This window comes from Salipiger sp. IMCC34102 (assembly GCF_004145405.1).
Taxonomy (GTDB): Bacteria; Pseudomonadota; Alphaproteobacteria; order Rhodobacterales; family Rhodobacteraceae; genus Loktanella.
On the sequence record NZ_SELQ01000006.1, the window covers coordinates 22,191 to 35,006 of the forward strand.

At 64.7% G+C, this 12,816-nt stretch carries 10 protein-coding genes; all 10 read right to left on the reverse strand.

Annotated elements, in window-relative coordinates; genetic code table 11:
• Positions 1-22 precede the first annotated feature (22 nt).
• A complete protein-coding gene (locus EU805_RS12765) occupies positions 23-856 on the reverse strand; it encodes an ABC transporter ATP-binding protein (RefSeq protein WP_129764377.1) in 834 nt (277 codons plus the stop codon).
• A gap of 78 nt (positions 857-934) precedes the next feature.
• Positions 935-2,212: an ABC transporter substrate-binding protein gene (locus tag EU805_RS12770; protein ID WP_129764378.1), complete on the reverse strand. Its 1,278-nt coding sequence runs from the start codon at positions 2,210-2,212 to the stop codon at positions 935-937.
• A gap of 76 nt (positions 2,213-2,288) precedes the next feature.
• On the reverse strand, positions 2,289-3,365 hold the full coding sequence (locus tag EU805_RS12775) for a branched-chain amino acid ABC transporter permease (protein ID WP_129764379.1): 1,077 nt from the start codon (positions 3,363-3,365) through the stop codon (positions 2,289-2,291).
• A 77-nt stretch (positions 3,366-3,442) separates the two neighbouring features.
• The gene (locus tag EU805_RS12780; RefSeq protein WP_129764380.1) at positions 3,443-4,438 is read right to left on the reverse strand and encodes a branched-chain amino acid ABC transporter permease; all 996 of its coding nucleotides are present in this window, start codon (positions 4,436-4,438) and stop codon (positions 3,443-3,445) included.
• Between the two features lie 44 nt (positions 4,439-4,482).
• Positions 4,483-4,899: a hypothetical protein gene (locus tag EU805_RS12785; RefSeq protein WP_129764381.1), complete on the reverse strand. Its 417-nt coding sequence runs from the start codon at positions 4,897-4,899 to the stop codon at positions 4,483-4,485.
• 62 nt (positions 4,900-4,961) lie between these two features.
• Positions 4,962-5,726, reverse strand: coding sequence for an ABC transporter ATP-binding protein (locus EU805_RS12790; protein ID WP_129764565.1), 765 nt, complete (start codon positions 5,724-5,726; stop codon positions 4,962-4,964).
• Positions 5,727-5,931: 205 nt separating this feature from the next.
• The gene (locus EU805_RS12795) at positions 5,932-7,899 is read right to left on the reverse strand and encodes an AMP-binding protein (protein ID WP_129764382.1); all 1,968 of its coding nucleotides are present in this window, start codon (positions 7,897-7,899) and stop codon (positions 5,932-5,934) included.
• Positions 7,900-8,090: 191 nt separating this feature from the next.
• Positions 8,091-8,930: a YdiY family protein gene (locus EU805_RS12800; protein WP_129764383.1), complete on the reverse strand. Its 840-nt coding sequence runs from the start codon at positions 8,928-8,930 to the stop codon at positions 8,091-8,093.
• A gap of 238 nt (positions 8,931-9,168) precedes the next feature.
• On the reverse strand, positions 9,169-11,949 hold the full coding sequence (gene fdhF / locus EU805_RS12805) for a formate dehydrogenase subunit alpha (protein WP_129764384.1): 2,781 nt from the start codon (positions 11,947-11,949) through the stop codon (positions 9,169-9,171).
• A gap of 79 nt (positions 11,950-12,028) precedes the next feature.
• Positions 12,029-12,805 (reverse strand): peroxide stress protein YaaA, encoded by a 777-nt coding sequence (yaaA, locus tag EU805_RS12810; protein ID WP_129764385.1) that lies wholly within the window; start codon positions 12,803-12,805, stop codon positions 12,029-12,031.
• Positions 12,806-12,816: the final 11 nt, after the last annotated feature.

A 12,816-nucleotide genomic window follows, 5' to 3' on the forward strand; every position in this document is an offset into this window, starting at 1 on the left:
TAGCGAGACGGTTCTTAGAGGTTCACGCCAGCCAGCGCTTGCGGCGGCGGTAGCTGCGCACGTCGCGAAAACTCTTGCGGCCCTCGTCCGACATGCCGAGGTAGAATTCCTTCACGTCCGGGTTCTCGCGCAGTTCCCTGGCGGGACCCTCCATGACGACACGACCCGATTCCAGGATGTAGCCGTGGTGGGCGAAGCGCAGGGCGACGCTGGTGTTCTGCTCGGCCAGCAGGAAGCTGACGCCCTCGCGTTCGTTCAGATCCTTCACGATACCGAAGATCTCCTCCACCAGTTGCGGAGCAAGTCCCATGGAGGGCTCGTCGAGCAGGATCGTCTCTGGCCGGGACATGAGCGCGCGGCCGATGGCGCACATCTGCTGCTCTCCGCCGGAGGTATAGCCCGCCTGGCTTTTCCGCCGCTCGCGCAGGCGGGGAAAGTAGTCATAGACCATCTCAAGATCCGCCGCCGTGGCCGCGGACCCGTCGCGGCGCGTATAGGCGCCGGTCATCAGGTTCTCCTCGATGGTCAGATGCTCGAAGCAGTGGCGACCTTCCATGACCTGGATCACCCCGCGCTGCACGAGGTCGGAGGGTGACAGGTCCTGCACCCGGTCGCCGCGGTAGAGGATCGAGCCCTTGGTCACCTCGCCCCGCTCGGATTGCAGCAGGTTCGAGATCGCCTTGAGCGTCGTCGTCTTGCCCGCCCCGTTGCCGCCCAGCAGCGCCGTGATCCCGCCCTTGGGCACCTTCAGCGACACGCCCTTCAGCACGAGGATCACGTGATTGTAGATCACCTCGATATTGTTGACCTCGAGCAGCGTCTCGGTCTCGGTCTCGGTCTCGGCGCTATCCAGCATCGCGGGCCCCTGTGCTCTCTTTTTTTATAAGTATTTAAAAGAATCGGGCGGCCCGTATGGGCCGCCCGGCCCGGCGCCTTACAGGCAACCCGGCGAGATGCCATTCTCCTCGGCGAAAGCCGCGGCATCGGCCTCGACCAGCGGATCGATGACCGCGTCATCCGGCGTGATGAAGTCGGTCAGAGGCTCGAAGACGCCGTCGGACGCGTTCCACTGCTGCACCAGCCCCTCGCCCGATCCGCCGTGGTTCTCGCAGGAAACGCTGAACGACGGCCCGACGCCGGCCATGCCCAGTTCTTCCATGCGCGCCTCGGTAATCTCCAGCTGCTCCATCCCGTCGCGCATCTGCGCGGCCGTGATGTCGCTGACGCCGTGGATCTCCTGCGCATTGGCGATGGCCTCGGCGGCCAGCATCGCGGCATACATGCCGCGCACGTAAAGCACCTTGCCCACGTTCGTGCCATCACCCGCACCCATGCCGGCGTCGATCACCTGCGTCTGGATTTCGCCCAGCACGGGGTAGTCCTGGATCCGGTTCATGTTGAGCGCCTTGTACCCGTCGGCGGCGGCCCCCGCGGGGGTCACGTCATGCTCTGCGCCCGCCCACCAGTTGCCGATGAAGTTCTCCATCGGGAAGTTGATGTTCGCGGCCTCCTGGATAGCGACCTGGTTCATGACGCCCCAGCCCCACATCACGACGTAGTCGGGACGCTCACGGCGGATCTGCAGCCAGGTCGACTTCTGCTCCTGCCCCGGAGGCGTGACGGGAAACAGCGACAAATCGAACCCGTGCTTGGCAGAGAGCTCTTCGAGCGTGCGGATTGGCTCCGCCCCGTAGGCACTGTCGTGGTAGACCAGCGCGACGGAGGTTTCCGACAGATCGTCGCCGTTCTCGTCCAGAAGGTAGTTCACGGCGACCGAAGCCGCATCCCAGTAGTTGGCCGGGTAGTTGAAGGTCCAGTTGAAGACCTCCCCGTCCGCGGCCGAGGTGCGCCCGTAGCCCATGGTGTGCAGCGGAATGCCATCGGCGGTGGCTTTCGGGATCAACTGGTACGTGATGCCGGTGGACAACGGTTGGTAGACCAGCGCACCTTCACCCTTGGTGCTCTCGTAGCACTCGACGCCCTTCTCGGTGTTGTAGCCGGTCTCGCATTCCACCACGCGGATCTCTTCTCCACCGATCCCGCCGTCGCGGGCATTCAGCAGAGCGAAGTAATCCTGGTAGCCGTCCGAGAACGGGATTCCGCCCGCTGCATAGGGTCCGGTCCGGTAGCTGAGGTCGGGGATGACGAGGTCCGCGCTGGCGCTTCCCGTCATCAGCGCCGCGACTGCGGCGGCAGTGAACGTCCGTTTCATGGTCTTCCTCCCAGTTGTGTATGCCAAGGGGTGCCCCCGGGCGATGGTCAAGCGCGAGGCCTCCTCGCCTGAGCGCCTAATACGGAAACGGCCAGAGCCGCAGTTTCTCCTTCGTGAGCCGCCAGAGCTGGGCCAGGCCATGCGGTTCCTTGATCAGGAAGAACATGATCAGCCCGCCCACGACGACGAGTTGCAGATGGCTCACGATCTGCGTGGGCCAGCCCAGCAGGTCCGCGCCGATGACCTTCAGCGCCACCGGCAGCAGCACGAGGAACGCGGCCCCCGCGAAACTGCCGAAGATCGACCCCAGCCCGCCGATGATGCACATGAAGAGCACGAGGAAGGACTTGTTGATCCCGAAGGCCTCCCCCACCTCGACCGCGCCCAGATAGACGGCAAAGAACAAAGCGCCCGCAATGCCGATGAAGAACGAGCTGACGGCGAAGGCCGTGAGCTTGGCGCGCAGGGGGTTCACGCCGATAATCTCTGCCGCGATGTCCATGTCGCGGATCGCCATCCAAGATCGCCCCACCGTGCCCCGCGTCAGGTTCCGTGCCAGCAGCGCACAGAACGTCACGAAGGCGAGGCAGATCAGGTACTGCGCGGTTGGCCCCGCGTTGGCCCCGGTGATCGCCTGTCCGAACAGAAAGCGTTCCGGCGCATTGATCTGGCCCGAGGCGGAGTAGTTGTAGAACCACGGCACCTTGTTGAAGAGCCAGACGAGGAAAAACTGCGCCGCCAGCGTCGCCACGGCCAGATAGAACCCCTTGATCCGCAAGCTGGGCAAGCCGAAGAGCGCGCCGACGATGGCCGTGATTCCGCCTGCCAGAAGGATGTGTATCACCATCGAGACATCCGGGAAGGCCGTCATCAGCTTGTAGACCGCATAGGCCCCCACCGCCATGAAGCCGCCCGTCCCAAGGCTCACCTGCCCGCAGTAGCCCGTCAGGATGTTTAGCCCGATCGCGGCGATCGCGTAGATCAGGAAGGGCACGAGGATCGCGTTCGCCCAGTAGTCGTTGATGACCAGCGGAACAATCAGCCAGGCCACGGCGAGCGTGATCCAGAAGCCTACCCGGTCGAAGAGGATCGGAAAGGTCTGGTTGTCGGCGCGATAGGTCGTCTTGAAATCGCCGGCTTCACGATAGAGCATCATACCCTCCGAAAGTTGTCCGCGCGGCCGAGCGGACGGACGCCGCGGGCTGCAGCCTCACACGGGTGCCTTCGCAATCATACCCGCTCAATGATCTTCTCCCCGAACAGACCCTGCGGCCGGAACACCAGAAAAATGAGGGCCAGCACGTAGGCGAACCAAGTCTCGGTCGCGCCACCGATTAGCGGTCCGATGCTGTACTCGAACAACTTCTCGCCCACCCCGATGATCAGCCCACCGACGATGGCCCCGGGGATCGAGGTGAAGCCCCCCAGCATCAGTACCGGCAGCGCCTTCAGTGCGATCAGGCTTAGCGAGAACTGCACGCCCGACTTGGCCCCCCACATGACCCCCGCGACCAGCGCCACGAGGCCCGCCAGCGACCAGACCAGCACCCAGATGAAGTTGAGAGAGATCCCGACCGACAGGGCCGCCTGGTGGTCGTCCGCCACGGCGCGCATGGCACGGCCTTGCTTGGTGTATTGCGCAAACGCGATCAGCGCGATCACCAGCACCGCCGCGACAACGGTGGCCACCATGTCGAGCTTGTCGATGAAGAAGCCGTAGAAGTCCTCTCCGCCCAGCCCCACGGTCAGATCCTCGACGAACATCGACCCGCCTTGCGGCAGCCCGATGTCCAGCGTCTTAATATCCGACCCCCACATCAGGTCCCCCACTCCTTCGAGGAAATAGGCCAGACCGATGGTCGCCATGAAGAGGATGATCGGCTCCTGCCCCACCAGATGGCGAAAGACGAAGGTGTGCACCACCCAGGCGAAGAGCACCATGACTGCCAGCGTCACGAGGATTGCCAGCAGCGCGGGCACGGTCCAGCCGAAGTAATGCAAGTCGGTCCCGAAGATCGCGTTTATGAGGTGGCTGAAGGGGATCTGCCCTTCCATCACCCCCACGAGCGTTAGCGCCGCGAAGAGCGCCATGACGCCCTGCGCGTAGTTGAAGATTCCTGAGGCTTTGAAGATCAGCACGAAGCCCAGCGCCACCAGCGCGTAGAGTACGCCGGCCATCAGGCCGTTGATCAGAACCTCGATACCGTAGAGAAAATCAGCCGACATGGGCGCCTCCGAACCTTCCGGCCGGACGCGCCCGGGCCGTTGTGTCAGTCTTGCGTCGCGATGGGATCGTCGAAGCCGGAGCCGCCGTCGCGCCCCGGAGTGGGACCCGTCGCAGCGGGGCATTCGCAATCGGCGAGCAATTCATTGGCCTTCTCGCTGCGCTGGCCCGCAGGCTGCGCTTCGAGCGCGGAACGGGCCGCGCGCAGGCCCCAGTCGATGTCGCCGTCAACATACTCGGGCCGCCCCTCGCCCGCGCCCAGCTCGGCGCCACGGGCATCGCGCGACTGGCGTGCCACCCGGCCGATGGCCGAGGTCACCGCGTCGCGCTCGTTCTTGCGCAATTCGTCCAGATCCTCCGGCCGGAACTTGCGCATCCGGTCGATCATGTAATCGGGCAGCCCCCGGTCCTCGCCCAGAATGTCGGCGAGGGTCTTCTTCAGCCATGTCTCGTGGTCGCTCACGGTCGTCTCCTTGCAATGTTCGCAAGGGTAACGCGTGGCTGCTCCAGATGTTTCGGACGGCGTCAGTCATGGGCGACCCCCAGATAGGCGTCGATGACTTCCTGGTTGTTGCGCACCTCGGCGGGCGTACCATCCCCGATCTTGCGCCCGTAGTCCATCACGACCACCCGGTCGCTGAGGTCCATGACCACGCCCATATCATGCTCGATCAGCGCGATAGTCGTCCCGAATTCGTCGTTCACGTCGAGGATGAAGCGGCTCATGTCCTCTTTCTCCTCGACGTTCATGCCCGCCATCGGCTCGTCCAGCAGAAGAAGGTCCGGCTCGGCGGCCAGCGCCCGCGCCAGTTCGACCCGCTTCTTTAGACCGTAGGGCAAGCGGCTGACGGGGGTCTTGCGGATCGACTGGATCTCCAGGAAGTCGATGATCCGCTCGACATGTGCGCGGTGCTCGATCTCCTCGCGCTCGGCGCGGCCCATCCAGAGCGCCTGCGCCAGCATCCCGGCCTTCATCTGCGTCAGCCGCCCGGTCATGATGTTGTCGAGCACCGACATCCCCTCGAAGAGCGCGATGTTCTGGAACGTCCGCGCCACGCCCTGCCGCGCCACCTGGTAGGGCTTCATCGGTGGCCGTCGCTCCCCCCGGAACCAGACCTCGCCTTCCTGCGGGTTGTAGAACCCCGAGATCACGTTCAGCATTGAGGACTTGCCCGCGCCGTTCGGCCCGATGATCGCGCGGATCTCGCCTTGCCGGATATCGAACGAGATGTTCTTGATCGCCTCGACCCCGCCGAACCGCAGGGTGATCCCGCGCAGGTGCATCAGCATGCCGCCGATGGCACGACCGTCCTGGGTCACATAAGGCTCAACGGTATCCTTCACGCGTGACCCCTGACTTCTTCTGGCCGAAAATATCTGCCCCGCCGGCGAGGCGTCCCGCACCTTCCAGCCCTTGCGACAGGCGCGGCGGCGCGCGACCGCAGGGGATGGCGGGCGGGGCGTTTTTCCGCGCAGCGGAAAGAGCGTCGTCCCGTCATTCCGCGGCCTCCATCCGGCGGCCTTCGACCGGAACCACCTTGGCGTCCCGGATATCGAGCGTTGCGCGCAACTTGCCCTTGCGACCGTCCTCGTAGGTGACTTCGGTCTCGGTATAGATCGTGTCGGACCCGTCGTAGAGCGCGCCCACCAGATCGGCGAACTTGTCGCCGACCACGGCACGGCGGACCTTGCGGGTGCGGGTCATCTCTCCATCGTCGGCGTCGAGCTCCTTGTGCAGCACCAGAAAGCGGTGGATCTGGCAGGCGGCAAGCATCGGGTCCTCGGCCACGCTTTCGTTGACCGCGTTCACGTGTTCTTCGATCTGGGCCAGCACGCGGGGGTGCTGCGACAGTTCCTGGTAAGAGGAATAGGCGATGTTGTTGCGCTCCGCCCAGTTGCCCACGGCGTTGAGGTCGATGTTGATGAAGGCCACGCAGCGATCTCGGCCCGCGCCGAAGACCACCGCTTCGAGGATGTTGGGGTAGAACTTCAGCTTGTTCTCGACGTACTTGGGCGCGAACATCTCGCCACCCGACATCTTGCCCACGTCCTTGGCACGGTCGATGATCCGCAGATGGCCTGAGCGTTCCTCGATGAAGCCGGCGTCCCCGGTCGCGACCCAGCCCTCAGGGTCCTTTGTCGAGGCGGTGCTGTCCGCATTCTTGTAGTATTCCACGAAAGTGCCGGGGGAGCGGTAGAAGACCTCTCCACTGTCGGCGATGCGGATTTCCACCCCTGGCGACGGCACGCCCACGGTGTCGGAGCGGACCTGACCGTCGGGTTGCTGGGTGATGAACACGGTCGCCTCGGTCTGACCGTAGAGCTGCTTGAGGTTGATCCCCAGCGAGCGGTAGAAGTCGAAGATTTCCGGCCCGATCGCCTCACCGGCGGTGTAGCCCACGCGCACGCGGGACAGGCCCAGCGTGTTCTTGAGCGGACCATAGACCAGCAAATCCCCCAACCGGTAGCGCAGTTGGTCCAATGCACCGACCCGCTCGCCGTCCAGCAACGCGGGGCCTGTGCGGCGGGCGTGCGCCATGAAGTGATCGAACAGCCATTTCTTGACCCGTCCCGCATCCTCCATCCGGATCATCACGGTTGTCAGCTGACCTTCGAACACCCGCGGCGGCGCGAAGAAATAGGTCGGACCGATCTCGCGCAGGTCGGTCAGCATCGTGTCGGGGCTTTCGGGGCAGTTCACGCAGAACCCCGTCCACATCGCCTGCCCGATGGAAAAGATGAAATCGCCGACCCAGGCCATCGGCAGATAGGCCAGCACCTCGTCGCCCGCGCGCAGGTCGTCGAATTCGGCGGTGCTCTTCGAGGTGGCGATCACGTTGTAATTCGACAGGACCACGCCCTTGGGCCGACCCGTGGTGCCCGAGGTGTAGAGCATGACGCATGTGCTCTCGAGCGTGAGGGCCTGGGTGCGCGCCTCCATCTCGGCACGGGTATTGCTGGCCCGACCTTTGGCCTGCACATCTGCAAGGCTCGACATCGCGGTGTGGTCGTAGCGACGCAACCCGCGCGGATCGACGTAGATCACATGGTGAAGGGCAGCCCCGTCAGCTTGCGCGTCGATCAGCTTGTCGACCATCTCTTGGTCGCCCGCGACGGCGAACCGCGCGCCGGAATGCTCGAGCGCGTAGGCGATCTCCTCGACCGCGGCATCCTGGTAGAGCGGGACGGGAATGCACCCGATCTTCTGCGCCGCCACCATCGCCCAGTAAAGCGCCGGACGGTTGCGACCGGTGATTGCAACATGATCCCCGCGGTCGGCGCCGAGGGCCAGAAGCCCCATGGCCAAGGCATCGATTTCATCGGCAGCTTCGGCCCAGCTCCAGCTTTGCCAGATACCGAATTCCTTCTCGCGGTAGGCGGGTTTCGCCGCGTGCCGCGCCACGTTGCGTGCCAGCAGATGCGGCACGGATCGCACATCGTCGCCCAGGGCGATCGCCGTCATGCAAGAACCCCTCCCAAGGTCCGGCCGCGCGGGCCGTCATGGGCCGAAACCGGCCCATTGCCGGATCATGATGGCGGGAACTCCCTCGACGGGTCAAACTTTTTCTCGTGGCCTGCGACAACGACAAAGGGCGACCGCTTGCGCGACCGCCCCTGCTTCACTGACGTGATCGGGAATGCAATCCGAGGATATCAGTTGAAGTTGTAGACGACCGACACGCCCAGCGTGTTGTCCGCATCGGAGAAGCTGTCGTCAGAATCGTCGTTGTAGATCGTGGTCAGCGACGTGCGCAGCGACAGGTCGCTGGTCATCGCGACGTTCAGCGCCAGCTCGTTCTGCACCTGGGTGCCGATGTCCGAGAAGATCACGTCCGTGTCGTTGGTGACGTAGGACAGGTCCGACAGCGACCGGTAGTAGTTCGAGGACACGGAGCCTGCGACTTCATCGATCGTGGTGCCGTCGACCTGCTCGGCGTAACGGTAGCCGGGGCCAGCCTGGATGGACCACTGGTTGATGCCGTCGTTCAGAACCCGGTAGCCCAGGCCCACGCCGACGAAGACGTCCGTCTCGTAGCTCTCGGGCAGTTCTGCCGCACGATCGAGAACCGCATCCAGCTTGCCGTAGGCGAAGTAGGCGGGGGTCAGATCGCGGCGGTAGTCGGCGCCCATCAGCAGGCGGTTCGTCAGCTCGTCGCCGTCGTCGTCCGCGTAGTCGTACTTGGCCGACACGTCGATGCCGTTCACGCCGTCGAAGGTGCCGTAACGCAGGCCGACGCCGACGTTGGAGGTGTCACCTTCGTCGGTGCTGGAACCGGTGGCGCGCAGGGCGACCGAACCATAGGTGCCGATGACGCGGCCTTCGTTGCCGAAGCGGCCGATGTCACGCTCGGCATCCTCGGCGATCTGCTCCTGCAGGTCGTCGACGGCGTCGTTGGCGGCGTCTTCGTTCTGGAACACGGTGGTCTGGGCAGCAGCAGCACCGGCGATCATCGAGGCAGCGGCAGCGGCGACGAAGAGGTTCAGTTTTTTCATGGCTTGTCCTTTCATGGCCCGCATCCGGCGGGTGTAAGGGGTAAATGGCAATCTCGGCGGAAAGTTCGAGTGGCGCAGACCGGTTTTCCTGCGCCGGGCCCCGTAGTGTAACCGAAATGCGACGCCGCATTGCGGCAAAAACCAAAAGGTTCATCCACTACAATATCTTAACCACCGTCACGCGCACGTGAGCCAAAAAATTGAGGGCGTATCGGTATTGTGATGGAACAAGTTTTTCCTACTGCGCAGCGATCGTGTCCTGATCCGCCCTCTCCACCCGCACTGCGGCGTACTTGAACTCCGGAATCTTGCCGTAGGGATCGACCGCGGGGTTGGTCAGGATGTTGGCCGCCGCCTCGACATAGGCGAACGGCAGGAAGACCATGTCGCGCGCCACGGCCCGGTCGGCCCGGGCCATCAGCGTGACGTTCCCCCGCCGCGTGATCAGCCGCACGGCACCTCCCGGCTCCACGCCGAGATCGCGCAGCGTATGCGGGTGCATCGAGCAATTCGCCTGCGGCTCCACCGCGTCCAGCACGCTGGCCCGGCGGGTCATCGAACCGGTGTGCCAATGTTCGAGCTGACGGCCCGTGGTCAGCACGAGCGGATATTCCGCATCCGGTGTCTCGTCGGGGGCGATGACCTCGGCGGGCGTGAACTTGGCGCGCCCGCTGCTGCGCGGGAACCCATCCGAGAACATGATCGAATCCCCGGGCACATCGGGACCCTTCACGGGATAGGTGACGGCCTCGCGCTCCAGACGCTCCCAGGTGATGTGATCGAAAGAGGCCATGACGCGCGTCATCTCGGTAAAGACGTCGCGGGGGTGCTCGTAGGTCCAGTTCAGGCCGATGCGCTGGCCCAGATCGATCAGGATCGCCCAATCCTCGCGCGCCTCGCCCGGCGGTGCGACCGCGGGGCGTCCCATCTGGACCTGCCGGTTGGTGTTGGTGACGGTGCCGGTCTTCTCGGCGAAGGCCGAGGCGGGCAGGATCACGTCGGCGTAGTTCGCCGTCTCCGTCAGGAAGATGTCCTGCACCACCAGATGCTCGAGCTTCGCCAGTGCCCCTCGTGCGTGATCGAGGTCGGGGTCCGACATCGCCGGGTTCTCGCCCTGGATGAACATGCCCTTGATCTTGCCCGCGTGCACGGCCTCGAGGATCTCGGTCACGGTCAGGCCCCGTTCGGGGTTGATGCGGTCGTTGCCCCAGACTTCCTGGAAGCTGAAGCGGATGTCCTCTTCGGTGACCGACTGGTAGTCGGGCAGATACATCGGGATCAGGCCCGCGTCGGAGGCGCCCTGCACGTTGTTCTGGCCCCGCAGCGGGTGCAGCCCGGTGCCCGGTCGTCCGATCTGGCCGGTCATCAGCGCGAGACTGATGAGGCAGCGCGAGTTGTCGGTGCCGTAGGTGTGCTGGCTGACGCCCATGCCCCAGAAGATCATCGCAGCTTGCGCCCCGGCGAAGGTGCGGGCGACGTCGCGCAGGGTGTCCGCGTCGATGCCGCAGACCTCCGCCATCTTCTCGGGCGTGAAACGGCGCAGGTGTTCGCGCTCGTTGTCCCAGTTCTCGGTATAGCCGTCGATGTACTGCTGGTCGTAGAGGCCCTCCTCCACGATCACGTTGCAGATCGCGTTGAGCATCGCCACGTCGGTGCCCGGCTTGAACTGCAGCATGTGGCTGGCATGCCGCGACAGGGCCTGGCCCCGGGGGTCCATGACGATCAGCTTGCCGCCGCGCTTGGCGAACTGCTTGAAGTAGGTCGCGGCGACGGGGTGGTTCTCGATCGGGTTGGCACCGATGATGATGGCGACGTCCGCGTTCTCGATCTCGTTGAAGGTCGCGGTGACGGCGCCGGAGCCCACGTTTTCCATCAAGGCGGCGACGGAACTTGCATGGCACAGACGGGTGCAGTGATCCACGTTGTTGTGGCCGAACCCTTCGCGGATCAGCTTCTGGAAGAGATAGGCTTCCTCGTTCGTGCACTTGGCCGAACCGAAGCCCGCGATCCGCTCGCCGCCTTCGGAGTCGCGCAGCCGGGTCAGACCCTTCGCCGCGACCTCCATCGCCTCCTCCCAGGAGGCTTCGCGGAAGACGTCCGCGTAATCGGCGGGATCGACGTTGAGCCCCTTGGCGGGCGCATCGTCACGCCGAATGAGCGGCTTGGTGAGGCGATGCGGATGCTCGATGTAATCGAACCCGAAGCGGCCCTTCACGCAGAGGCGATTTTCATTCGCGGGGCCGTCGATGCCGTCGACGTATTTGATCTTGCCGTCCTTGACCTTGAGGCTGATCTGGCAGCCCACGCCGCAGAAGGGGCAGACGCTGGCAACCTCCTCGTCGAAATCCTTGCTGTCGCCGACCTGCTCCGCATCCAGCACGCTGGCTTCCATCAGGGCACCCGTTGGACAGGCTTGCACGCATTCGCCACAGGCGACACAGGTCGAGGCCCCCATCGGATCATCGAGGTCGAAGACCGGGTAGGCATCGTGACCGCGGTAGGCCATGCCGATCACGTCGTTGACCTGGACTTCGCGGCAGGCGCGGACGCACAGGTTGCACTGGATACAGGCATCGAGATTCACGCGCATCGCCACGTGGCTGTCGTCGAGCAGCGGAACATGATCCGCCTGCTTGGCCGGAAAGCGGGAGGTCGTGACCCCCGTCAGATCGGCCATCTCGCGCATGTGGCTCGACTTGTCGTGGGCGCGGTCTTCCTCCGGGTGATCCGCGACGAGCAGTTCCATGACCATCTTGCGGGCCTGGCGTTCGCGCGGCTGGTCGGTGGTGACGACCATCCCCGGGGTGGGCGTGCGCAGGCAGGAGGCGACGAGGTTCCGCTCCCCTTCCACCGCGACCATGCAGGCGCGGCAATTGCCGTCAGGCCGGTAGGAGGCCGCGTCCTTGAAGCATAGATGCGGGATCACGAGCCCGCGCCCATGCGCGACCTCCCAGATGGTCTGGCCGGGGGCGGCGTCGACAGACTGACCGTCGAGGGTGAAGGTGATCGTGTCGGACATGCTGCGGCCTCCCGGTGGTGTCGACCGCAACCTAGCGTCCGGCGCCGTCCGCGTCACGCCGCCAAAACGTCGGGACGGCTCACGATTGCGACGGGTAGGGGCGCAGGAAGGTCGGCTGGTCCGGCTCCGACAGGTCGGGCGCGAAGGCATAGCCGCCGGTGGTGAACACGGCCAGCTCTTCGGGGTCGGAAAGGCGGTGCGTGACGATGAACCGGGCCATGGCGCCCCGTGCCCGTTTGGCGAAGAAGGACACCATGCGCGGGCGGTCGTCCTTCACCTCCAGGAACCGGGGGGTAACGACGCGCAGTTTCAAGGCCGGCCGGTCCACGGCAGAGAAATATTCCTGGCTGGCGCAATTGATCAGCGTGTCGGTGCCGAGGTCCCCGGCCTGCCGGTTCAGCGCCTTCGCTAGAGTATCGCCCCAATAGTCGGTCAGCGTCTTTCCGCGCCGGGTCTTGAGGCGGCTGCCCATCTCCAGCCGGTAGGGCTGGATCGCGTCGCAGGGCCGCAATATCCCGTAGAGCCCCGAGAGGATGCACAGATGATCCTGCGCGTAGGCCAAATCGTCGGGCTCGAGCGTACGCGCCTCGAGCCCCTTGTAGGTATCCCCGTCGAAGGCGAAGGCGGCGGGACGCGTGGCCTCGGGGTCCGGATCCTCGGCAAAGTCACGAAACCGATCGCGGTTCAGCCGCGCCAGGTCGTCGGAAAGGCCCATCAGCCCCTTGAGGTCAGCCAAGGTCTGACCCCGCATGGTCTTTGCCAGCCGGATGGCGTCGGCCTTGAAGGCCGGTTCGGTCATCCGGATATCGACGGGGCTCAGGTCGAGCGACTTGGCGGGGGAGATGGTGACGAGCATGGGGCCTCCAA

Coding starts and splice junctions, on each gene's coding strand:
- EU805_RS12800 (WP_129764383.1), bottom strand. CDS start 8,930: ATGAAAAAACTGAACCTCTTCGTCGCCGCTGCCGCTGCCTCGATGATC.
- EU805_RS12765 (WP_129764377.1), bottom strand. CDS start 856: ATGCTGGATAGCGCCGAGACCGAGACCGAGACCGAGACGCTGCTCGAG.
- fdhF (WP_129764384.1), bottom strand. CDS start 11,949: ATGTCCGACACGATCACCTTCACCCTCGACGGTCAGTCTGTCGACGCC.
- yaaA (WP_129764385.1), bottom strand. CDS start 12,805: ATGCTCGTCACCATCTCCCCCGCCAAGTCGCTCGACCTGAGCCCCGTC.
- EU805_RS12780 (WP_129764380.1), bottom strand. CDS start 4,438: ATGTCGGCTGATTTTCTCTACGGTATCGAGGTTCTGATCAACGGCCTG.
- EU805_RS12790 (WP_129764565.1), bottom strand. CDS start 5,726: ATGCTGATGCACCTGCGCGGGATCACCCTGCGGTTCGGCGGGGTCGAG.
- EU805_RS12775 (WP_129764379.1), bottom strand. CDS start 3,365: ATGCTCTATCGTGAAGCCGGCGATTTCAAGACGACCTATCGCGCCGAC.
- EU805_RS12795 (WP_129764382.1), bottom strand. CDS start 7,899: ATGACGGCGATCGCCCTGGGCGACGATGTGCGATCCGTGCCGCATCTG.
- EU805_RS12770 (WP_129764378.1), bottom strand. CDS start 2,212: ATGAAACGGACGTTCACTGCCGCCGCAGTCGCGGCGCTGATGACGGGA.